General features: G+C 67.9%; 24 protein-coding genes. 12 read left to right on the top strand and 12 right to left on the bottom strand.

What is annotated here, in order from left to right; all coding sequences use genetic code 11:
* Positions 1-33 precede the first annotated feature (33 nt).
* On the top strand, positions 34-1476 hold the full coding sequence (locus E3O44_RS14645) for an FAD-binding oxidoreductase (protein ID WP_134535521.1): 1443 nt from the start codon (positions 34-36) through the stop codon (positions 1474-1476).
* A gap of 14 nt (positions 1477-1490) precedes the next feature.
* Here the strand turns inward: E3O44_RS14645 and E3O44_RS14640 are convergent, their stop codons facing one another.
* From E3O44_RS14640 to E3O44_RS14630, 3 genes are all read right to left on the bottom strand, one after another.
* Positions 1491-1856, bottom strand: a complete 366-nt coding sequence (locus tag E3O44_RS14640; RefSeq protein ID WP_134535520.1) for a zinc ribbon domain-containing protein YjdM — start codon at positions 1854-1856, stop codon at positions 1491-1493.
* 38 nt (positions 1857-1894) lie between these two features.
* Positions 1895-2323, bottom strand: coding sequence for a DUF1761 domain-containing protein (locus tag E3O44_RS14635; protein WP_166792673.1), 429 nt, complete (start codon positions 2321-2323; stop codon positions 1895-1897).
* Positions 2324-2437: 114 nt separating this feature from the next.
* Positions 2438-3007: an HhH-GPD-type base excision DNA repair protein gene (locus E3O44_RS14630; RefSeq protein ID WP_134535518.1), complete on the bottom strand. Its 570-nt coding sequence runs from the start codon at positions 3005-3007 to the stop codon at positions 2438-2440.
* 234 nt (positions 3008-3241) lie between these two features.
* Between E3O44_RS14630 and E3O44_RS14625 the strand changes: the two genes are divergently transcribed.
* The 5 genes from E3O44_RS14625 (at position 3242) to E3O44_RS14605 (ending at position 9060) form a co-directional block, all read left to right on the top strand.
* Positions 3242-4354, top strand: coding sequence for a hypothetical protein (locus E3O44_RS14625; RefSeq protein WP_134535517.1), 1113 nt, complete (start codon positions 3242-3244; stop codon positions 4352-4354).
* A gap of 48 nt (positions 4355-4402) precedes the next feature.
* Positions 4403-7117 carry a winged helix-turn-helix domain-containing protein gene (locus E3O44_RS14620; protein ID WP_134535516.1) on the top strand — a complete coding sequence of 905 codons (2715 nt, stop codon included), beginning with the start codon at positions 4403-4405 and terminating at the stop codon, positions 7115-7117.
* A gap of 128 nt (positions 7118-7245) precedes the next feature.
* The gene (locus E3O44_RS14615) at positions 7246-7938 is read left to right on the top strand and encodes a hypothetical protein (RefSeq protein WP_134535515.1); all 693 of its coding nucleotides are present in this window, start codon (positions 7246-7248) and stop codon (positions 7936-7938) included.
* 34 nt (positions 7939-7972) lie between these two features.
* Positions 7973-8224, top strand: coding sequence for a hypothetical protein (locus E3O44_RS14610; RefSeq protein WP_134535514.1), 252 nt, complete (start codon positions 7973-7975; stop codon positions 8222-8224).
* Positions 8225-8292: 68 nt separating this feature from the next.
* On the top strand, positions 8293-9060 hold the full coding sequence (locus E3O44_RS14605) for a DUF2306 domain-containing protein (RefSeq protein WP_134535513.1): 768 nt from the start codon (positions 8293-8295) through the stop codon (positions 9058-9060).
* A gap of 338 nt (positions 9061-9398) precedes the next feature.
* On the opposite strand, the gene E3O44_RS19810 is transcribed toward E3O44_RS14605, so the two are convergent.
* Complete coding sequence (locus E3O44_RS19810) at positions 9399-10019, bottom strand: HNH endonuclease signature motif containing protein (RefSeq protein ID WP_255454401.1); 621 nt, start codon at positions 10017-10019, stop codon at positions 9399-9401.
* 29 nt (positions 10020-10048) lie between these two features.
* Positions 10049-10714, bottom strand: a complete 666-nt coding sequence (locus E3O44_RS14595; protein WP_478213356.1) for a DUF222 domain-containing protein — start codon at positions 10712-10714, stop codon at positions 10049-10051.
* A gap of 513 nt (positions 10715-11227) precedes the next feature.
* On the opposite strand from E3O44_RS14595, the gene E3O44_RS14590 reads away from it, so the two are divergent.
* The gene (locus tag E3O44_RS14590) at positions 11228-12010 is read left to right on the top strand and encodes an SDR family oxidoreductase (RefSeq protein WP_134535510.1); all 783 of its coding nucleotides are present in this window, start codon (positions 11228-11230) and stop codon (positions 12008-12010) included.
* 118 nt (positions 12011-12128) lie between these two features.
* Positions 12129-13268: a pyridoxal phosphate-dependent aminotransferase gene (locus E3O44_RS14585; protein WP_134535509.1), complete on the top strand. Its 1140-nt coding sequence runs from the start codon at positions 12129-12131 to the stop codon at positions 13266-13268.
* A gap of 55 nt (positions 13269-13323) precedes the next feature.
* Here E3O44_RS14585 and E3O44_RS14580 read toward each other — a convergent pair whose 3' ends face one another.
* From E3O44_RS14580 to ychF, 6 genes are all read right to left on the bottom strand, one after another.
* Positions 13324-13998, bottom strand: a complete 675-nt coding sequence (locus tag E3O44_RS14580; RefSeq protein ID WP_134535508.1) for an SDR family NAD(P)-dependent oxidoreductase — start codon at positions 13996-13998, stop codon at positions 13324-13326.
* 151 nt (positions 13999-14149) lie between these two features.
* The gene (locus E3O44_RS14575; RefSeq protein ID WP_134535507.1) at positions 14150-14566 is read right to left on the bottom strand and encodes a hypothetical protein; all 417 of its coding nucleotides are present in this window, start codon (positions 14564-14566) and stop codon (positions 14150-14152) included.
* A 147-nt stretch (positions 14567-14713) separates the two neighbouring features.
* Positions 14714-15040 (bottom strand): type II toxin-antitoxin system PemK/MazF family toxin, encoded by a 327-nt coding sequence (locus E3O44_RS14570; protein WP_134535585.1) that lies wholly within the window; start codon positions 15038-15040, stop codon positions 14714-14716.
* Positions 15037-15240, bottom strand: a complete 204-nt coding sequence (locus E3O44_RS14565) for an antitoxin MazE family protein (protein WP_134535506.1) — start codon at positions 15238-15240, stop codon at positions 15037-15039. The genes E3O44_RS14570 and E3O44_RS14565 overlap by 4 nt, the downstream gene beginning before the upstream one ends.
* A 54-nt stretch (positions 15241-15294) precedes the next feature.
* Entirely contained in the window at positions 15295-15981 is a 687-nt protein-coding gene (locus E3O44_RS14560) for a GNAT family N-acetyltransferase (protein ID WP_166792671.1), read from the bottom strand.
* Between the two features lie 78 nt (positions 15982-16059).
* The gene (gene ychF, locus E3O44_RS14555) at positions 16060-17133 is read right to left on the bottom strand and encodes a redox-regulated ATPase YchF (protein ID WP_134535504.1); all 1074 of its coding nucleotides are present in this window, start codon (positions 17131-17133) and stop codon (positions 16060-16062) included.
* A gap of 63 nt (positions 17134-17196) precedes the next feature.
* Here ychF and E3O44_RS14550 point away from each other — a divergent pair, with 63 nt between their 5' ends.
* The 3 genes from E3O44_RS14550 to E3O44_RS14540 are packed head-to-tail and all read left to right on the top strand — an operon-like array spanning position 17197 to position 19880.
* Entirely contained in the window at positions 17197-17814 is a 618-nt protein-coding gene (locus E3O44_RS14550) for an exonuclease domain-containing protein (RefSeq protein ID WP_134535503.1), read from the top strand.
* A gap of 24 nt (positions 17815-17838) precedes the next feature.
* On the top strand, positions 17839-18450 hold the full coding sequence (locus tag E3O44_RS14545) for a hypothetical protein (protein ID WP_134535502.1): 612 nt from the start codon (positions 17839-17841) through the stop codon (positions 18448-18450).
* A gap of 59 nt (positions 18451-18509) precedes the next feature.
* Positions 18510-19880, top strand: a complete 1371-nt coding sequence (locus E3O44_RS14540) for a DNA recombination protein RmuC (RefSeq protein WP_134535501.1) — start codon at positions 18510-18512, stop codon at positions 19878-19880.
* A gap of 142 nt (positions 19881-20022) precedes the next feature.
* On the opposite strand, the gene glpX is transcribed toward E3O44_RS14540, so the two are convergent.
* A complete protein-coding gene (glpX, locus tag E3O44_RS14535) occupies positions 20023-20955 on the bottom strand; it encodes a class II fructose-bisphosphatase (protein ID WP_134449619.1) in 933 nt (310 codons plus the stop codon).
* A gap of 246 nt (positions 20956-21201) precedes the next feature.
* Here glpX and fbaA point away from each other — a divergent pair, with 246 nt between their 5' ends.
* The gene (gene fbaA, locus E3O44_RS14530) at positions 21202-22227 is read left to right on the top strand and encodes a class II fructose-bisphosphate aldolase (protein ID WP_134449498.1); all 1026 of its coding nucleotides are present in this window, start codon (positions 21202-21204) and stop codon (positions 22225-22227) included.
* The last annotated feature ends 88 nt before the right edge of the window (positions 22228-22315 follow it).

Below are 22315 nucleotides of genomic sequence, written 5' to 3'. Positions count from 1 at the left end.
CGGGTTCCGGGCATGCCGTCCAAAGGAGGAATCATGGCACCCTTCACCCTTGACTCTTTACGCGAACAGATCCGCGGATCCGCGGTCGGCCCGGACGACCCCGGGTACGACGACGCGAGAGCGGTCTACAACGGGATGATCAACCGGCACCCGGCCGTCGTGGTCAGGCCGTCGCAGGTCGCCGACGTGATGACGAGCGTCGCCTTCGCCAGGGAGCACGAGCTCCCCGTCGCGATTCGCGGCGGTGGGCACAGCGCCCCGGGCTTCGGCACGGTCGACGGCGGTCTCGTCATCGATTTCACTGGCCAGACCGGGGTCCGGGTGGACCCGGCCACGGAAACAGCCCGCTCGGCGGCCGGGGCGACCTGGGCGGACTTCAACCACGCGACCCACGCCTTCGGCCTCGCGACGACCGGCGGGATCATCGGCTCGACGGGCGTGTCCGGGCTCACCCTCGGCGGCGGAATCGGGTACCTCTCGCGGCAGTACGGCCTGTCCTGCGACAACCTGCTCTCCGCCGATGTCGTGACCGCGGACGGGCGGTTCCTCGTGGCGAGTGAGACCGAGAACCCGGACCTGTTCTGGGCCCTGCGTGGCGGCGGCGGCAACTTCGGAGTCGTCACCTCGCTCGAATTCCGGCTGCATCCTGTCGACACGATCTACGGGGGCCTGGTGATCTACCCTGCCGCGGAGGCAGAGACCGTCGGCCGTTTCTACCGGGACTTCATCGCGAGTGCCCCCGAGGAATTCGGCGTGTTCCTCGGCTTCCACCAGGGGCCGCCGGTGCCGTTCCTGCCCGAGCAGTGGCACGGCACACCCGTCTGCGTCATCGTCGGCGCCTGGACCGGCCCCCTCGACGAGGGCGAGAAGCGCTGGCAGCCGATCCTCGACGCCGCGCCCGTCGCCGGTTCCTTTGTCGGACCGCTCCCGTACCCCGTACTGAACGGCCTGTTCGACCCGATGCTGCCGAAGGGCATGCAGGCGTACTGGAAGGCGGACTTCCTCGCCTCGCTGAGCGACGACGCGCTGCGGGTCGCCGTCGACTTCGGGAGCCGGGTCCCGAGTATGGAGTCCGCGAACCACTACTACCCGATCGACGGTGCCGTGCAGCGGGTCGCGCCGGGCGCGACGGCGTTCGCCTACCGGAACGTGGACTTCGCGCCGGTCATCGCCGGGATGTGGCACGACCCCGCGGACAATGCGGCGAACATCCGCTGGGTGCGGGAGTACTGGGAGGCGCTGCACCCCTTCGCCGAGCCCGGCGGCTACATCAACTTCATGGACGCCGACGATCAGGTCAGGATCCAGCAGAACTACGGCCCGAACTATGCGCGGCTCGCCGAGGTCAAAGCCGCATACGACCCGGACAACGTGTTCCACGTCAACCAGAACATCGGTCCCCGCGTCGATGCCCGGTCGGCCGGCACCCGGGCGCCGGGGGCGCAGCAGGGAGGCGTCACGAGCGTCGAGGACTGACTGTCGTCGTCGGGTCAGGCCTTCTTGACCACACTCGACTTCAGCTGCATCGCTCCGACGCCGTCGATCTTGCAGTCGATGTCGTGGTCGCCGACGCCGTCGACCAGGCGGATTCCCCGCACCTTCGTACCGACCTTCACCACGCCTGAGCTGCCCTTGACCTTGAGGTCCTTGATCACGGTCACGGTGTCGCCGTCCGCGAGAACGGTCCCGAAGGCATCCGTGATCACGCGCTCGGCGGATGCCTCGCCCGGGTCGCTCGTCGCGGTCGCGTCGGCCGCGGCCCACTCGTGCCCGCACAGCGGGCAGACGAGGAGTGCGCCCATCTCGTATGCGAGGTCGCTGGAGCATTCGGGGCACAGGGGCAGGGTATCGGTCACTTCCTCACAGTAGTCGAGCGTGGTCGCGGCCCCATCGTTCAGCGCCAGCTGCCGATGATCAGGCCCATGATCGTGAGGTTGAGCACGTCGCTCGACACCTCGATCAGCCAGACCCGGAACCCGACCCCGGCGAAGAGCCGGTGCGAGAGCGATGAGGCCGCGGCGAGCCCGATGCCGAGCAGGAAGCCGGTGAGTGCGCCCTGCAGCGGGCCGAAACCGGGAGTGGCCGGCGCGACGAAGGAGATCACGACGGCGACGCTCACGGCCTCGACAAACGCGGCGACGGCCGTCGAGCCGAAGACGACGGCCATGTTGCTGCCGGCCCCGGGCACCGCCGCCGGGTCCTTGCCCATCAGCTTCCACCAGACCGGGAAGAACGTCTTCGGGCCGAACCAGATGCCGCCCGCGATGAAGGCCGCGACGGTGGCGGCGAGAATGGCCAGCCAGTTGAGGTGGGTCAGGTCCACGATCGTTCCAATCGGTCGGCCGGTGCGAAGAATTCGACTGTATCGACAAGCGGATGTCCGCGGCTACCGGATGCTGAGCATCCGCTCGCCGTCGGCGAGCGACCCTCAACGCGGCTAGGACTTCTTCGCGGCCGCCTTGGCCGCCCGCTTGGTCTCGCGTACCCGCGCGAGCGATTCGGCGTCGACGATGTCGGCAACGGATGCGTGCGAGCCGTCCTGCCCGTATGGTGCCGAGGCGTCCTGCCAGCCCGGTGCTGCGAGAGCGAACCGTTTCCCGAGGATGGCCAGGAAGATCTTCGCTTTCTGCTCGCCGAAGCCGGGCAGCATCCTGAGCCGGCGGAGCACCTCGGTGCCGTTCGGGGCCCCGGATGTCCAGATCAAGGAGGCGTCGCCGTTCCAGTCCTGCGCGACGACCTCGGCGAGCGCCTGCACCCGTCCGGCCATCGAGCCGGGAAAGCGGTGCACGGCCGGCGTCGCCCGGAAGACTCCGACGAAGGAATCGGCGTCGAATGCCGCGATGGTCGCCGGGTCCAGGGTGCCGATCCGGTCCCGGATCTTGGCCGGCCCGGCGAACGCCGTCTCCATCGGCACCTGCTGGTCCAGGAGCATCCCGACCAGGAGGGCGAACGGGTCTTCGCTGAGCAGGGCGTCTGCGGCGTCGTCGCCGGTGAGGTGCAGCATCATGCGGCCATTGTGGCACCGGCAGGGCAGACCCGCGCGGACGGACCGCGTGAGTGCCTGCACCGGCGGCAGCAGCACCGCCGCCGCCGCGCCCGCTTCGGCAGGCCGCGCCCGAAACGGCAGGCGCGGGCTGCCGTTTCGGGCGCGGCGGCGACGGTACCCCGCCTTCGGGGCCGGCGGGGCGGTCCGACCGGAGCGGATGCCCCCTGGTTCACGCGCGCGTGTCATACTCCGCGGGTGACGCTCTTCGAATCCGACGCCGGCTGGGCCCCGCGCCCGGTGCGGCGACCGCCCCGGTGGCGGCTGCGGGGCACCGTCTTCGGAATCGTGCTCGGGACCGTCGCCGGTGTGACGTTGGCCGCCACCTACCTCCCGTCGAGCCCGCTCGCGGGTATCGCACCGTACTCGCTCCCGGCGGATCTCGCGCAGATCGCCGACCGGATCGGGTTCAGTGACGAAGGCAGGGACATCTTCCTGGCCACTCGTCCGCAGCTCCTCGACAGCGGTGATTTTCGCAAGGCCTGCGACGGGACCCCGGATGGGACCGTCCACGGCGACTTCGCGACCGTCGGGTGCTTCTACGGTCTCGGGGAGCACTTCGGACGGATAGCCGTCTTCCGCCCCAGCGACGCCCGGCTGGCCGACCAGATCGCGGTGACGGCCGCCCACGAGTTTCTGCACGCCGCGTATGCCCGGCTCACATCCGGTGAACAGGCGCGCCTCGACGCGCTCCTCGACGCGCGCTGGTCCACCATTGCGGCGGACGACTCGATTCAGGCGAGCGTCGATTCTTCGGTGGGGTCGGCGGCCGAGAACCGGTCCACCGAGGAATTCGCGTATTTCGGAACCGAGATCGCCGATGCGGTCGACCCGGCCCTCGAGGCGTACTACGCCCCCTATTTCCGCGACCGCGGTGCGCTCGTCGCGATCCACGACGCCGACCGCGCCCTCTGGGACGGACTCCAGGCCGACTACAGCGCGAAAGCGGATGCCCTCACCGCCCGGGAACAGGCGAACGCTGACGCGAGCGCGCAGTTGCAGGCCGACCGCGCGCAACTGGCCGCCGACCGCGCCTGGTACAACGGGCAGGCCGATGAGTACAACGCCCTCTCCCCGGAGGTCCGCGCCCGCACCTACGTCGTCGGCTCCGACGGCACAGCGGGCCGGGAGCCGTACGGCAGCTATCTCGCCGGCAGGCTGGCCGAATTCGCGACGACGGAGGTCGACCAAGCGCGGCGTCAGGGCGAACTCGACGCCGCCGAAGCCGCAGCCCCGGTCGAGCGTGCGGAAGTGGAACGGCTCTATGCGGACATCGAGGCGCTCACTGCCGCCGCCGTGCCCGCCGCGTGACGCGGGGCCGCTGTTGCCGAAAGCCCGCCGAGGTGCTCTGATGAGCGAATGAGCGAATCGTCCCTGCCCGTTCTGGCCACGAAGCTCTTCATCCCGTCGCCCCGCCCGAACGCCGTCTCCCGCCGTCGACTCCTCGAGCGTGTGTGGGAGGGGCTCCGTGCCGGTCACCGCGCGACTCTCCTGTCGGCGCCGGCCGGATTCGGCAAGACCACGCTGGCGAGCCAGTGGATCGCCGATGCCCGGGACGGTTCACCCGGCGCCCAGGTCGCCTGGCTCTCGCTCGACGCGAGCGACAACGACCCCTCCCGATTCCTCACCTATCTCGTCGCGGCCCTGCACCGCGCCGATCCCTCGGTCGCCGCGGATGCGCACGCACTCCCGCTCTCGTCGATCGAGGACACGATGGCCGCGCTCATCAACGACGTCGCCGCAGCGCAGCACCCGATGATCCTGGTCCTCGACGACGTCCACCTCATCGAGGACAGCACGATCCGCGAGGGGCTCGCCTTCCTGATCGATCACTCGCCACCGAACCTGCATCTGGCCATCATGAGTCGTTCCGACCCGCTCCTGCCGCTGGCCAAGCTGCGCGCGCGGGGCGAGCTGACCGAGCTGCGGGCCGCGGACCTGCGCTTCACTCCCGCTGAAGCCGCAGCGTTCCTCAACGAGGTCATGCACCTGGAGCTCTCCCCCGCCCACGTCGCCGCCCTCGAGGCCCGGACGGAGGGCTGGATCGCAGGCCTCCAACTGGCGGCACTGTCCATGCGGGACCGCTCGGATGTCGGCGGCTTCATCCAGGGTTTCACCGGCAGCCACCGGTTCGTGATCGACTACCTCGCCGAAGAAGTGCTGCAGCGCCAGCCCGATCACGTCCGCGGCTTCCTGTTCGATACCGCGATCCTCGGCCGGTTGAGCGCTCCCCTCTGCGACGCGGTCACCGGTCGCACCGACAGCGGCGAGATGCTCGCAGCCCTCGAGCGGGACAACCTCTTCGTCGTTCCCCTGGACGACCGTCGCGAGTGGTATCGCTATCACCACCTTTTCGCCGACGTGCTGACCGCCCGGGTGCTCGCTGACGGTCCTGAGCGGGTACCGGACCTGCACCGACGCGCAAGCGGATGGTTCGAACAGAATAGGCTGCCGGAAGATGCGGTCGCCCATGCCCTCGCCGCCGGCGATTTCGGGCGGGCCGCCCGGGTCATCGAGTCGACGGTCCCCGGCGTGCGCAAGAGCAGGCAGGATGCGACCCTGCTCGGCTGGCTCGCCGTGCTTCCGGGTGACATCATCGCCCGTCGGCCCGTTCTGGGTGTCTATCGCGCCTGGTCGTTGCTCGTGTCCGGTGAAGTGGATGCTGTCGAACCCCTGCTGGCGGACGCGGAGCGCGCGCTCGGCGCGACGACGGACGATGGCACGCCGGTCCACGACTCCGCGACCGGCGAGGAACTCCGGATCCTCCCCGTCACGATCGCCCTGTACCGGGCCGCCGTCGCGCAGGCGCGGGGCGATGTCGCTGACACCCAGACGCAGGCACGACGGGCGCTCGATCTCACCGGCCCCGACGACCACTTCGGGCGCGGTGCGGCGGCCGGTTTCCTCGGACTGGCGTCCTGGGCTGTCGGTGACCTCGGCGCCGCGGTCGACGCGTTCGGCGAGGTCGCCTCGAGCCTCCGTCGGTCCGGAAACTTGGCCGACATGCTCGGCACCACGATCGTGATGGCCGACCTCCTCATCCAGCAGGGACGGCTGCGGGACGCGCAGCGCGCCTGCGAGGATGCCCTGCGGCTCGCGGCGGACCAGGGAGAGCCGGTTCCCCAGTCGACGGCAGACCTGCACGTCGCCGTCAGTGAGCTCCTTCGTGAACGCTCCGACCTGCCCGCCGCCCGGGAGCAGCTGCTGGTGAGCCAGGCACTCGGCGAGCGGGCGTCCCTGCCCGAAAACCGGTATCGCTGGTTCGCGGCGATGTCCCGGATCGACGAGGCGGAGGGGCGACTCGAGGACGCCGTTGACGCGCTCGGCGCCGCGGAGCAGCTGTACCGGCCCGGGTTCTTCCCGGAGGTGCGCCCGCTGGCGGCGCTGAAGGCCCGGATCTGGATCAGGCAGGGACGCCTCGGTGACGCCCAGGGCTGGGCAGACAGCCAGGGGCTCGCGACGACGGATGCGCCGACGTACCTGCGCGAGTTCGACAACCTCACGCTCGCGCGGCTCTCGATCGCACAGTACGCGTCCGACCCACGACCCGGCTCTCTCGATGCCGCAGTGGGCCTGCTCGACCGGTTGCTCTCCGCCGCGGATGCCGGTGGTCGCGCCGGTCGGGTGAATGAAATCCTGGTCCTGCAGGCGATGGCGCACGCGGCGGCCGGCCACACCGCCCTGGCGCTCCGCCCGCTCGCTCGTGTGCTGGCCCAGGCCGAACCGGAGGGATACCTGCGGCTCTTCCTGGACGAGGGTGCGCCGATGGCCGCGCTGCTCCGCACGGCCGCTGCCGAGGGAATCGCCCCGGCCTACACCCGCCGCCTCGGCCAGGCATTCGTGCAGGAGGACGTTCCGCGGGCATCCGCCCGGCCGCTCGCCGATGCGCTGAGCGAACGGGAGCTGCACGTGCTCAGGCTGCTGGCGACCGAGTTGAGCGGGCCGGAAATCGCCCGCGAACTGTACGTCTCGGTGAACACCCTGCGCACTCACACCCGGCATATCTTCGGCAAACTCGAGGTCACCAGCCGGGCGGATGCGATCCGTCGCGCTGAAGGGCTCGGCCTCGTCTAATCGGTGCTGCGGTGCTGTTATCACCACACAGATCACCAACCAGGGTGATGCCCCGTCATCACATGTCTCCCTAGATTCAGGGTGTCTTCAGGCAACCGCCTGGGTCACACAGATCATCGGAGCGACTCATGAGCATCACGACATCCACCCTCACCCGCGCGGCCGCCGGAGCGGCCGCGCTCTCCGGGCTCATCTACATCGTCATCCAATTCATCCACCCCGCCGACGTCGTCGTCTCGCTCGCCACCCAGATGTGGATCACCGTGCACGTCCTCAGCTTCGGAATGGCCGTCCTCGGCATGATCGGCCTCACCGGAATCTACCTGCGGCAGTTGCAGAAGTTCGGGCTGCTCGGCCTGATCGCCTACCTGATGTTCGGATTCTTCTTCATCCTGCAGGCCTCCTTCAACTTCACCGAAGCCCTCATCGCGCCGCTCGTCGCGACGGCAGCCCCCCAGCTCGCCGTGGACATCGTCGGCCTGTTCGGCCGCTACCCGGCCGTGAACGACCTCGGCCCTCTCGCGGCGCTCCCCCAGGTCGGCGGTCTGCTCTACGTTGTCGGAGCGCTGCTGTTCGGCATTTCCATCCTCCGTGCCCGTGTCCTGTCTCGCGGTGCCGGCATCCTGTTGATCGTCGCAGCGGCCGTGACGCCCATCGCAGGCGCCCTTCTCCCGCATGCACTCGAGCGGATGGCCGCGATCCCGATGGGCCTGGCTCTGATCTGGCTCGGATACTCCCTCTGGACGAACCTGCGGACGACTGCGGCACCCGAGCTGGCCACCACCGCCGGCGCTCGCCTCGACACGACGCCGACGGTCTGACCCGGATTCGCCGGGGCGACCCAGGAGGAATGACATGAAGAACGAACACGTGACGCCACCCGGGTGCGGTGAATTCGACACGTACGAGATTCGACTCCAGGGGCAGCTGGATGCCGGTTGGACCGACTGGTTCGACGGCTTCCGGCTGACCGAGGGGAACGACGGGACAACGGCCCTCACCGGCAGGGTCGTGGACCAGGCCGCGTTGCACGGGTTGCTGAGACGGGTCGGTGATCTGGGGGCCACGTTGATCTCGGTCAACGTCCTGACGAGGGCCGACCGATGACCAGAGAAAGGATCACACGAGACGCGGCGACCCGAGACAGGCTGACAGACGCCACGGCGTCACCAGATATGTCGACACACGACGGAGAGACACGCGACAAAGAGTCCAACGACAGGGCGACGCGAGACGCGGCGACTCACAACGCGGCGACACCAGTCAAGCCTCATGCTGCGGTCCCCGGCGCTGCTCGTACCCGGACACGCGCGCGGGCCAACCGGCGGCAATGGGTCGCACCGGCCGGGCTGATCCTGCTCAGCCTCATTCCGATCCTCGCCGGGGCCGCGCGCCTCACCGAACTGACCGGGGGCGCCGCCGCCACAGAGGACAACGCCCGGTTCCTCGACTCCCCCGTGCCGGTCATCATGCACATCGTGAGCGTGACCGTCTTCTGCCTCCTCGGTGCCTTCCAGTTCGTTCCCGCCCTGCGGCGCAGGGCAGGAAGGTGGCACCGCGTGGCAGGTCGGGTCCTCATCCCCGCCGGCCTGCTCTCCGCGCTCTCCGGCCTGTGGATGGTGGTGTTCTACCCGCACCCGCCCGGTGACGGCATGGCCCTCGGCGTGATCCGGCTCGTCTTCGGGTCGGCGATGGCCGTATGCCTCGTGCTCGGTATTCGCGCGATCGTGCGCCGCGATTTCATCAGGCACGCCGAGTGGATGACGCGTGCCTACGCGATCGCCGTCGCCGCCGGCACCCAGGCCCTGCTCCTCATCCCGGGAGCGATCCTCTTCGGGGCGAAGGACGAGCCCTCCCGCGCCGTCCTGATGGGTGCTGCCTGGGTCCTGAACCTCGCGGTCGCCGAGTACCTCATCCACAGTCGGCGTCATCGCCGAGGATAGACAGCATCGCCTCAGATATGGGCCGGACAGAACGGTCCCGTCAGAACCGTGCTGGTCAGAACCGCTCAGATCAGGACCGTGCAGGTTAGAACGCTGCGTAGCTGGACAGTGCAGGTGAGATCCGTGCACATCTGGACAGTGCAGGTCAGAACCATCCAGGTCCGATCCATCCCGGTCAGAACCGTCCCGATCAGGTCAGAACCGTCCCGATCAGAACCGTCCCGATCAGGTCAGAACCAACCAGGTAACAACCGTCCCGCTGAGGTCAGAATCGTCCGGGCCACAACAGTCCCGATCAGAGGATTCACGGCTCTGGACAGTCTCGGTTCTGGACAGTTCTAGAACGGTGTGGTGTTGTCGGGGTCGTCGGGTTCGGGGTCGAGGTTCCAGACGCCGACGGCCGGGGCCGGCGGTTTAGGCTGCGGTTGGGGTGTCCGGGGTGGTCGCATGTCGGCGGAGGGTTCCACGATGTAGCGGTACCCGGCCGGGGACGTCCACTCGATACGACCGTCACCCAGGTGCCGGGGTGTCCATCTCGTGTAGCTCTTCACCGCGTGGTGATACGGACACAGGTGGGCGAGATTCATCGCGTCCGTCTGCCCGCCGTGTTGCCATTCCACGCTGTGGTCCACGTCGGAGCGTTTCGCGGACCGGCGGCAGCCGGGGAAGGTGCAGGTTTCATCCCGCACCTCCAGCCACCTCTTCAGCGCCGCCGGGACCTTGTAGGTGTCGCGTCCCATCGAGAGCACGACCCCGGTCTCGGGGTGGGTGAGTAGCCGGGTGAAACTCGGCGCCCCGGCCGCCAGGCGCCTCACGGTGTCGGGGTCGATCGGCCCGTACCCGGCCAGATACCCGGGTTCTTCACTCTTCCCGAGGAGGGTCAGGACGGGGACGGTGACATTCACCTGCGCGGCGACCCCGGCACCGGTCCCGTCCGGGGTGACCCCGCCGATCAACACGTCTGTGAGTACGTCCGCGGCGAGCTGGGTCAGCGTGCGGGTTTCGTCCGGGCGTTGCAGGGTGAGGGCGGTGTCGAGGGTGCGGTGGTACNGGTGAGGGCGGTGTCGAGGGTGCGGTGGTACGCGGCCTGGATCTTCTCCGCGTCGCCGGTCACATACAGGGACGCCATGCTGTCGTTGAGGGCCTGGAACACCAGGTGTCGGTCCTCGACGCTTTTCTGGTGCCGGGCGGTGATGGTCTCCGGGTGGGTGCGTTCCCGGACCCTCCGGGCCCGGTCGGCGAGCTTCGCCACGGTCAGGAACTCCGCATCGGGCACGAGCACGTCTTCGAACACGGCGCGGGCCCGGGCGGCCGAAACGGGGTCATCTCCCATACGGATGCCCCAGGCCTGATCCATGATCACCTGCGCGTGCCGGTAACTGATCGCCCCGGAGGACAATGCTTCCCGGGTTGCGGGGAGTTCCTCGGCCAGGGTGCGGCTGGCCTCGATCAGGGTCTCCGTCGTGCGCCGCGGGAGCCGGAGCAGGGCGCCGACCTCGCAGGTGAACTCTTCCTTCGTGGCCTCCTCCGGCGACCACGGCGGGCGCCGCCCGCCGGCCTGCACCGCGGCCTCGGCCCGGGCCCGGCCGACGTCGGCCAGTACCCGCTGCGCGGTATAGATCGCATCAGCCCGGCGAGCGGCGGCCCGGTTCATCTCCCGGTCCGCCTCCTTGATCGCGTCATACACTTCGGCCAGGGACGGCTCCACCAGGTTGAAGTGCTGCGCGTTGAGGTAAGTGTCGGGAGGGACGTCGGGAGGGATGTTGGCAGGGGCACTGGGAGGGGTCCCTGGCGGTGGTTCCGCCGTGCTGTCCAGGTGAGATTCTGAGGGTTCTTCAGCTGTCATGTCGGTCACTCTACGGACCACCACCGACATTCCACCGGCATCCGCACGCCCACAGTTGGCCTGTGGAAAAGCCGGTCAAAGACGTTTTGTTGAGGACAGGTGGGCGCGCAGAGTTTCTCGGCCTCAGCTTCGGGCAAGCCAGCATCTGATGGCTGAGCACGCGGTCCGGTGCGGGTCAGGCTGCGCAGCTCCCGCTCCCGCGCTCCGCAGCCGGTTGCGTCCCGGAACGAACGGTGGTTCCGTGATCCACTGGGGCCGGAAACCCCGTCTCCACGCTGCAACGACATTCACCAGTCGACCTTCGAAAAGAGGAACCCGAACATGGATCTCGATCTTGCCGGAAAGACCGCCGTCGTCACCGGTGCCAGCAAAGGCATCGGACTGGCCGTAACCGCTGCCCTTGTCGCCGAGGGTGTGCGAGTGATCGCAGGCTCCCGATCGTCGTCCTCCGAGCTCGACGCTCTCGGCGATGCGGTCAGATTCGTCGCCGTCGACCTGTCGACCGCGACCGGCCCAGATACGCTGATCGCCGAGGCCGCTGACGGCCTGGACATCCTCGTCAACAATGTCGGTGCGCTCACTCCGCGCACCTCGGGATTCCTCGACGTGACCGACGAGGACTGGCTCAGCACCCTGAACCTCGATCTGATGGCCGTCGTGCGCACAACGCGCGCGGCGATTCCCCTGTTGATCGAGCGAGGAGGCGGGACCGTTGTCACCATCGCCTCCGTGAACGCCTACCTTCCCGACCCCGGGGTCATTGACTACTCGGTCGCGAAAGCGGGCGTCTGGAACCTCTCGAAGTCGCTCTCCAAGGAATTCGGCGACCGGGGCATCCGCTTCAACACGGTCAGCCCCGGGCCGGTCTCGACGCCGCTGTGGCTGGGCGAAACCGGGGTGGCGGCGACGGTCGCCAAGGCCATGGGCATCTCGCCCGACGAGGCACGCAAGCGCGTCATCGAAGCCGGCGGCGGGTTCTCCACCGGCCGCTTCACCGAACCGGGGGAAGTCGCGGACCTCGTGCTCCTGCTGGCGAGCGGGCGGGCCGGCAATGTCACGGGCGCTGACTTCAGAATCGACGGCGGGCTAACGAAGGAACTCTAGAACGACGTCGCGAGACACCACTGCGGCCCGTCGCCAGCCGGCCGGATCGTCTTTGAGACAATAGACCAGGCCCCAGCGGCCGGTTCCGTCTTTCCCCGCCCCCACCCTTGGAGTCTCCATGCCGCACCTCTCGGCCACGGCACGTTCCGTCCCCGGGTCGGGGATTCGTCGTATTTTCGAGCTCGCAGCGGCCCTCGACGACGTGATCCAGCTCAGCGTCGGTGAACCGGAGATGCGTGTCGCACCGCATATCCTCGCGGCGGGTGCGCAGGCCTGGGCCAGCGATACGACCAACTACACCCCGAACAGCGGCCTGATGCTGCTGCGTTCCGCCCTCGTCGGCAAGCTCGCCGAGCACAACGGGGTCGTCGTTGACGAAGATCAGGTGCACATCACCGCAGGTGGCTCCCAAGCCCTGCACATGGCCATGTGCCTCACGCTCGACGCCGGCGACGAAATCCTGATTCCGAACCCCGGTTACGCCACGTTCTCGATGGCCTCGCGGCTCGTCGGCGCCGTACCGGTGCCGTATCTGCTCACGGCCGACCGCGGTTTCGCACCGAATCTCGCCGAACTCGAACAGTTGATCACCCCGCGCACCCGGGTGTTACTGATCAACAGCCCGTCCAACCCGCTCGGCGTCGTCTACGGACCGGACGTGCTCGGCGCCCTGCTCGACTTCGCCGCCCGGCACGACCTCTGGGTCATCAGTGACGAGGTGTACGAGTACTTCACCTTCACCGGCCCCTTCACCAGCGTGGCGAGCCTGGACACCACCGACCGGGTCTTCGGCGTGTATTCCCTCTCCAAGACCTACGGCCTCACCGGCGGTCGGATCGGCTACCTGGTCACACCGCCCGGGGTGTCCGCCACGTTCCGCGCCGCGCAGGAAGCGACCGTCAGCTGTGTGAACACGCCCGCGCAACTCGCCGCCGTCGCAGCCATCGAGGGCGATCAGTCGGCCATCACGGATGCCCGTGAGCACTACCGCAGCAACGCCGACGCCGCCTGCGCGGCGCTCTCAACCCGCGGGATCGAGTTCTCCCGCCCCGACGGCGCCTTCTACCTGTGGATCAACGTCTCCTACTGTTCGGGCGGGAATGTCGCCGAGTGGGCAGAGGCGTTCCTGCTCACGCAGCGGGTGGCCGTCGCGCCGGGTTCCGCCTTTGGATCCGCAGGCGAGGGCTGGATCCGGGTCTGCCTGGCCGGCCAGCAGGAACCACTCCTCACGGCACTCTCCCGCCTGCCCGAACGCTGAGCCTTTCCCCCCGACGGATGCCTATGGACTCAGGCAGGGACCGGCGGCTCCTGCGCTACTCCCGACCGTCTTCGAGCGGGATGAGCATGGTGCGGAACGGACCGGCAACGGCGTGGAGATCCCAGATGCGATCGGCGACGTCGTCGATGCCGTTGTCCAGCTGCAGCTGCGGAATGCCGCCCGGGATCACCAGTTGGTTGACCCGGATGCCCTCACCCGCAAGGGCATCGTGGAGCATCTCGCCGTAGGCGCTCTCGGCCGGGAACGCTACCGAGGTGCCCGCGAAGCCGGCGCGGGCCTTCACCGAGGTGCCGCCGTTGATCAGGATGATGCTGCCGTCACCTGACTCCCGCATCGCGGGGAGCACCGCACGCGCCGCGTGGATGAGCCCGAGGGCCGAGAACTGCAGTGCCTCCAGCGCCAGCTCCGGCGTCAGGTCGAGGACGGGCTTCAGGTAGTCGCGCGACGGGAGCGGGCTGTACTGCACGGCCGTGATCGGTCCGAGTTCTGATGCGGCACGCGCAAGCGCGGATTCGAGCGACGCGGGCGTCAGGACATCCGCTGCGTACGCACGCGCGGTGAAGCCGGCGACGGTGAGCTCGGCCGCCATGGCGTTCAGTTTCGACTGGTTCCTGGATATCAGGGCAATGGCGAAGCCTTCGCGCCCGAACCGTCGCGCAACGGCCGCGCCGAGCCCCGGTCCGGCCCCGATGATGGCGATGACAGGCACGATGGTCTCCTTCGATTGGTGCTGCTGCGACGATTCACGCGAGGAGCCGGAGCCTAGACGGTGAAGCGGAACTCCACCGAAACTACCGCACGGACGGCTCTGACAGCGGCGCAATCCCCAGGCGGCAGACCAGAGGCCACCTGCCCCGCGATCAGAACAACGGCGGACGGCCTCGCTCGAGTACGCCAGGCCGACCCACGGCTTCGTTGCGCTTCTTCAACAGTCCCCTGGTTTCGTATGGTTGCACGATGAGAATCCCTCCCGTTGCACCACTTTCATACGCCTCCACGAAGATTGCGTCCATCCGGCGCCCAGTGCGGTTACTGAAACCGTCACAGGCCACGACCGCTCGAGCCGGTTCCTGACTCTCGAAGACAAGCCAGCGAGTGGCGGCCAGCATCTCTTCGAGCCGATCGGCCACGGCTCGAATCAGCCGTGTGCCGGATGAGTCCTCCACGAGGGCGAAGGGCATCAGCGGACCCCGCGGCTGGATTGACCGAAATGCGTGATCCATGGCGACCGCCGCGAGGGCGTGGAGTTCATCCGGATCATCCGTGTGGTTGGACATGCCCAGAGCCTAACGACGTCCCGAATCCCAAACACGCCCGCCTTATCCCCAGCTCAGGGCCAAATCGCGTCCTCCTTCGACGCGACTACCAGATACTCCCGCGCTGACGGAATTCCGTTCCTGAAGAACGCCCGGCCATACCAGCGCTCAATCGGCAAGGCCGAGAAATACCATCACGAGCCGCTCAAGGTCGACGAGCTGCGTCGAGGAGAGCCGGCCAATTCGCTGAGTGACGCTGGTGCGGCGCACCGTTGTGATCTTGTCGACCGTCACGAAGCTCACGGCATCGAGCCCGGTGGTCCCGTCCGCAGGAAGTGGCATCCGCAACAGCGGCGCAGCGACGTCCGTCGACGTCAAAGGACAGACCGTCACCGAGTCGGTACCGTCGAAGAGGTCATCCTGGAGGATCACCGCCGGCCGAGGCTTCGAAGCGTAGACGCCTCCGGCGACAGACCAGATCTCGCCGCGGTTCACTCGTCCCACGGCGCAGAGGCGGCCTCGATGAAGGCCTGCTCATCTCCGCCGCGGTCAGCGGATGCCACGGCGACCGACTGCCGATGCGCTTCGGCCGCGAAATGCTCCGACCGCACATCCGGCACCCACACCTGAACCAGACGGAAGCCCTGCTCCCGCATGCGGTCCCGATGCTTGCCGACCCGATCTCTCACAGCCATGCAGCGATGTTACATGTAACAACCTCGGCGCACCAGAGGCCCTCACTGAGGGACTCAGTCGACGCCGGACTCAGCAGGATCCCGGTTGTGAATCAAGCCAAGAAGCTCCTGCATCGGGCCCACGCCTCGCCCCCTCAATTCAAACTCGGGCCGGTTCAGCGTTTCAGCTGTGACCACCAGTCTCTGGATCACGGCCATTTCGCCGTCGCGCCTCTTCAAACGGGCGACCCCATTCTCCGTGTAGCCGACTTTTCTCGACACGGCGAGTGACGGTGCATTGTCCAGAAACGCTGCCGAGGTGACTTCGGCCGCACCCAGATGGTCGAACATGAACGCACACAGCGCCTGGCGCATCAGCGTCCCGATCCCGCGACCGTGATGTTTCATTCCCAGCCAAGAGCCCGTCTCGCCGGTCCGGGTCACCAGATAGTCCGTCGTCGAGATACTTTGGCAGCCCACGATTTCGCCGTTGAAGCGAACCGTGGTCTCGAGCGTCCACGCCGCAGGACTCAGTGCAGCCCGCTTCGCCCAGTGATACTGCAGGAGCCTCAGCCTGACCTCGCCTGGTGATCCCGTGGTCCACGGGAACGAGAACGGCATGTCTGCGGGCGAATGAACGCCGTCGTGAACGAGAGCCGCCAAAGCGGGGAGGTCGTCGTCACGGACGGGCGACAGGGTCACCGGCCCCAGCGCAATCGTCAGCCCGAACGGAGGCCACAACTCGTCGAGGTTCTGGGGCATGTGCATAGCCTAGGTGCGCAGCCAACACTCACGCCAAACAGCAAAGAAACTGATCAAAACCGCTATTCGCGGGTTCGATCAGACATTGAACCTGAATTCAACGACGTCGCCGTCCTGCATGACGTATTCCTTGCCCTCGATGCGGGCCTTGCCCTTGGCGCGGGCCTCTGCGATGGAGCCGGCGGCGATCAGGTCGTCGAAGGAGAAGACTTCCGCCTTGATGAAGCCCTTCTGGAAGTCGGTGTGGATCACGCCGGCGGCCTGCGGGGCGGTCCAGCCCTTGTGGATCGTCCAGGCGCGGGTCTCCTTGGGGCCTGCGGTCAGGTAGGTCTGCAGGCCGAGGGTGTCGAAGCCGATCCGGGCGAGCTGGTCGAGACCGCTCTCGGCCTGACCGGTCGAGGCGAGCATCTCCGCGGCGTCGGCCGCATCGAGCTCGCTGAGCTCGGATTCGAGCTTGGCGTCGAGGAACACAGCATTTGCGGGCGCGACGAGGGCGGCGAGCACGGCAAGCTTCTCGGCGTCCTGCAGCACGGTCTCGTCGACGTTGAAAACGTAGATGAAGGGCTTCGCAGTGAGGAGGCCGAGTTCGCGGATCGGCTCGATGTCGAGCTTCGCGGACGACAGCGGCTGGCCGGCGTCGAGCACGGCCTGCGCCTTGAGCGCGGTCTCGAGCACGATCGGGGGCATCTTGCGGCCCTTGACCTCTTTCTCGAACCGGCTGATGGCCTTCTCGAGGGTCTGCAGGTCGGCGAGGATCAACTCGGTGTTGATGGTCTCCATGTCGCCGGCCGGGTTCACGGCGCCGTCGACGTGCACGACGTCTGGGTCGGCGAATCCGCGGATGACCTGGGCGATCGCATCCGCTTCACGGATGTTCGCGAGGAACTTGTTGCCGAGGCCCTCTCCTTCGCTCGCGCCACGCACGATGCCGGCGATGTCGACGAAGGACACCGGTGCCGGGAGAAGGCGTTCGCTGCCGAAGATCGTGGCGAGCGCGGCGAGCCGGGAATCCGGCAGGTTCACGATCCCCACGTTCGGCTCGATCGTGGCGAACGGGTAGTTCGCCGCGAGCACGTTGTTCTTGGTCAACGCGTTGAAGAGGGTGGACTTGCCGACATTGGGCAGTCCGACGATTGCAATAGTAAGAGCCACGAGAGTCCATCGTACCGGGCGGGCCCCGCCGGGCCTGTCGGTGGCGCGTGAGAGCATGAAGGGGTGCCCCTCAACTTCACCGCCATCGACTTCGAAACCGCCAACTCCTCAAGCGCGTCCGCGTGTTCGGTCGGGCTTGTGAAGGTGCGAGACGGGGTCGTGACGGACCGGGTCGGCTGGTTCATCCAGCCCGCACCCGGGCACGACGAGTTCCTGAAGTGGAACATCAAGATCCACGGCATCTACCCGGCGGATGTCTTCGGCGCCCCGACCTGGGCCCAGCAGCTCCCCGCGCTGGTCGCCTTCGCCGACGGTGACACCCTCGTCGCCCACAACGCCGGCTTCGACCTCGGAGTCATCAAGACCGCCTCAACGGTCGCCGGACTCCCGGTGCCCGACTTCAGCTACGTGTGCAGCCTGCAGGTCGCCCGCCGCACCTACCACCTGGATTCCTACCGGCTCCCGGTCGCAGCCATGGCCGCGGGCTTCGAGGACTTCGCCCACCACGACGCCCTCGCCGACGCCGAGGCCTGCGCCGCCATCATCATCCACGCGGCGAAGCGGCACGGCGCGGACACCGTCGAAGACCTGGCCCGGATCACCAAGGTCTCGGTCGGAGCCATCGGACCGGTCGCCGTCGCAGCGAAAGCCGCGGTCCACGGGCCGATGGCGCTGAACTAGCCGCGAATCGATACAGCCGCCGTCATGAACTCCGAAGAGCTGCCGCAGAGCCCCTGGCCCCAGGACATGCAGATCAACGTCGAGGAGTGCTGGTCGCCCCTGACCTTCCTGCTCTTCGTGCGCAGCGCCTGGCACCTCGACATCGACAGCGTCCCCCGCCTGGATTCCGAACCGGACCCGGGCACCTCCCGCCGCCCGGCCGACCTCGACCTCGACGCCGCCGTGCAGCGCTGGCTGGCCGAGTGGCGGCGGGCCTGGACCCACTTCGACGCGGCCGACCCCGCGATGCGCGTGCCAGACGAAGAGACCCGGCACCTCCTGGACACCCTTACCGACGAGCAACTCTGGGCGGCGACCTCGACGTCGACCTGGCCCTCGGACTTCTGGAACTCCGGCATCGACGACGAAGCCTATGGAATGTGGCGCACGACGATGCCGGCGCCGCTCGGCGCCCTGCCGGAGAACCGAGTGATCCCCGCGCTCGTCACCGCCTGGCAGGGTGGCCTCACGACGATCATCCAGCTGCCCTACCTCGGGTTCTTCGCCCAACGCATCAACCGGGAGCACCTCGTCGTGTCCCGGACCACCCGGAACGACCCGGAGATGCTCGCTCAGGCGCTCACGCTCGAAGCCTGACCCGCGACTCTCCAGGGGCCTGCACGCTGAGTGTCGGTGGCCGCTGGCAGAGTTGAAATATGGATCCCTGGCTCACACTTCTTCTCGGCATTGTCCTCGGTGGGCTACTCGGCGCCCTCTGCACGGTCATCGTGCTGCAACGCCGCGCCGCCCGGTCCGGCGCGGCCACCTCCGGTGCTGGTACATACGTCGTCGATCCCGCGGTTCTCGAAGCCCGACACCAGGTCGACCTCGCCGAGCTGCGGTCCGCCGACGCCGCGGTGGCCGCCATCCTGCGCGAAGAACTCGCGTCGGTGCAGGCCACGACGGATGCCCTCCGCGAGCAGCTCGCCGAGGCGCAGCGCCGGGCGCGCGAGTTCGACGAACGGCACCGCGAGGAGGCGGCCGCCCGCACCGAACGCGAACAGCGGGAGAGCAAGGTCCTCCAGGCCCTCGCCCCCGTGCGCGAAAGCCTGCACGACATGAAGCTCAAAGTCTCCGAACTCGAGGCCCAGCGCAGCCTGCAGCACGGGGAACTGAGCCAGCAGCTCCGCAGCGCCACCGAATCAGAGGAGCGCCTGCGCAGTACCGCCGAATCACTCGCCTCGGCCCTGCGCGCCAACAACACCCGCGGCGTCTGGGGAGAGACCCAGCTGCGCAGCGTGGTCGAGGCCGCCGGACTCATCGAGCGCGTCGATTTCGACGTGCAGTCGAGCATCAGCTCCGACGCGGGGGCCGGCCGGCCCGACATGGTCGTGCACCTGCCCGGGGGCAAGCACATCGCCGTAGACGCCAAGGTGCCGTTCACCGCATTCCTCGAGGCGAGCCAGATTCCGGCGACGGCCACCGGAGCCGAGGGCGCCCGGCGCACGGCGCTCCTGGGCGCCCACGTCAAAGCCGTGCGCGACCACATCACCGCCCTCGGCAGCAAGGCGTACTGGCAAGGCCTCGAGGCGTCCCCGGAGATCGTGATCGCGTTCATCCCGAGCGAGTCGCTCGTGTCGTCCGCGCTCGAAGCCGACCCCTCGATCATGGAGTTCGCCTTCTCGAAACGGGTCGCTCTCGCCTCCCCCGTGACGCTCTGGTCGGTACTCAAGACCGTCGCGTTCACCTGGCAACAAGACGTGCTCACCCACGACGCGAAACTGCTCTTCGACCTCAGCCGTGAGCTCTACGCCCGGCTGGCCGTCACCGCCACCCACATCGAGAAGCTCGGGCGCTCCATCGAGCGCACCGTCAAGGACTACAACGGTTTCGTCGGGTCGATGGAACGCCAGGTCCTGCCGACGGCGCGCAAGCTCAACGCCCTCGACGAATCCAAGGTACTCGCCCCGCTGACCGGCATCGAGGAGTCCCCGCGGGAACTCGTCGCCTGGGAGTTCGTGACCGAGCTGGAAGCCGCGGGACTCGCGGCGGACGAGCTCGAAGCATCCGCCCAGCGCGCCGACTGACTCGGCGCCCCACGGCAGTGTGCCGCACGACAATCGCCGTTCCGACCGAGTGTCTCCCGGGAAACGGGATGGCTGGGCAGGAACGGCGATTCTCGCGTGCGGAGACGCGGGGTGATGTCAGGGTGCGGTCAGTGCGCGCGGGCTACAGCCACTTGGCGGCGAGGTGGTCGGCCACGACGCGGCGGACGGTACCCGACTTGCCGCGCATGACGATGCTCTCGGTGCGGATGATCGGACCCTTGCGGCGCACGCCGTCCACGAGGCCGCCGTCGGTCACGCCGGTGGCGACGAAGAAGGTGTTGTCGCCCGACACCATGTCGTCGAGGTCGAGCACCTTGTCGACGTCGAGGCCGGCCGCGATGGCCCTGGCGCGTTCGGCGTCGTCCTTGGGGGCGAGTCGGCCCTGCATGAACCCGCCGAGCGCCTTGAGCGCGCACGCCGTCGTGATGCCCTCCGGGCTGCCACCGATACCGACGCACATGTCGATCCGCGTGCCGTAGCGGGCCGCGTTGATACCGCCGGCGACGTCGCCGTCGGACATGAGACGCGTTCCCGCTCCGGCGCTCCGGATCGCGTCGATCAGGCCCTCGTGGCGCGGACGGTTGAGCACGGCCACGACCATCTCGCCGATGGGCTTGCCGGTGGCCTGGGACAGGGCACGCAGGTTGTCACCGATCGGCTGGTCGAGGTGCACGACGCCGAATCCGGCGGCTCCCGTGACGATCTTGTCCATGTAGAACACCGAGGAGGCATCGAGCATCGTGCCGCGGGACGACACGGCGATCACGGAAAGCGCGTTCTGGCGACCCTCGGCAGTGAGGCTCGTTCCGTCGATGGGGTCCACGGCGATGTCGCAGGCCGGACCGGTGCCGTTCCCGACGTGCTCGCCGTTGAAGAGCATCGGAGCCTTGTCCTTCTCGCCCTCGCCGATGACGATGACTCCGTCGAAGTTGACGGTACCGAGGAAGACCCGCATCGCGTCGACGGCGGCCTTGTCGGCGGCGTTCTTGTCTCCGCGACCGATGAACGGCACCGCGCGAATAGCCGCGGCTTCGGTCGCACGCACCAGCTCCATGGCCAGGTTCCGGTCAGGGTGGGTGAAATTGGGGGCGATTTCGGGGCTGTTCACAGATGGTCCTTCCCGGACGAAGAGTGCGGCAGTGGCGAGGCCCAGCTTTGGGCCGGCGCCGGTTTCCCAGCGCTGCCGTTTAAGAGCCTAGCGCCCGCCCAGCGGGAACGGCTGATGTTTCCCGTCCAGCCATCCAGCCGCCATCGGTAGGATGGGAAGACCGAATCTGTACAACCGAGGAGACGCTGAAACATGCCCATCGCAACCCCAGACCAGTATGCAGAGATGCTCAACAAAGCCAAGACCCAGGGTTTCGCTTACCCGGCGTTCAACGTTGCGTCTTCCCAGAGCATTAATGCCGTCCTGCAGGGCCTGACTGAAGCCGGCTCCGACGGCATCATCCAGGTCACCACCGGTGGCGCCGATTATTTCGCCGGCCACACGGTCAAGAACCGCGCATCCGGTGCGCTCGCCATGGCTCACTTCGTGCAGTCCGTCGCCGACAATTACCCCGTTACCGTTGCCCTGCACACGGACCACTGCCCCAAGGGCGCCCTGGACGACTTCGTCCTCCCCCTCATCGCCGCTTCCGAGGCTGAAGTCAAGGCCGGGCGCAACCCGATCTTCCAGTCGCACATGTGGGACGGTTCCGCCATCCCGCTCGCCGAGAACCTCGTCATCGCGAAGGACATCCTCAAGCGCACCAAGAACATCAACGCGATCCTCGAGGTCGAGATCGGCGCCGTCGGCGGCGAAGAAGACGGTGTCGAGGGCGACATCAACGAGAACCTGTACACGACCCTCGCCGACGCGAGCGCCATGATCGACGCCCTGGGCCTCGGCGAAGACGGCCGCTACATGGCCGCGCTGACCTTCGGCAACGTGCACGGCGTCTACAAGCCCGGCAACGTCAAGCTGCGCCCGGAGCTGCTCAAGGAGATCCAGGACGGCCTCGCCGCCAAGTACGGCACCGGCCCGAAGCCGCTCGACCTGGTCTTCCACGGCGGGTCCGGCTCGACCGCCGACGAGATCGCCGAAGCCGTCGCCAACGGCGTCGTCAAGATGAACATCGACACCGACACGCAGTACGCGTTCACGCGCGCCGTCGCCGGCTACATGCTGAAGAACTACGACGGCGTGCTCAAGATCGACGGCGAAGTCGGCAACAAGAAGCTGTATGACCCGCGCGCCTGGGGCAAGGTCGCCGAGACGGCCATGGCCGCCCGCGTCGTCGAAGCCACCCAGCAGCTCGGTTCCGCTGGACACTCGGAGAGCTGATCTCCGGCCCAACGCAGGACTGAATGCATCACCGGGGTGGACTCATACGATTCCACCCCGGCACATCATCTGTTCCTAATCAAAAAGA

The sequence above is a fragment of the Cryobacterium algoricola genome, from assembly GCF_004402485.1.
In the GTDB taxonomy this organism is placed as follows: domain Bacteria; phylum Actinomycetota; class Actinomycetes; order Actinomycetales; family Microbacteriaceae; genus Cryobacterium; species Cryobacterium algoricola.
Note: the sequence above shows the minus strand (reverse complement) of the source record. Positions and strands in the feature narration are given on the sequence as shown.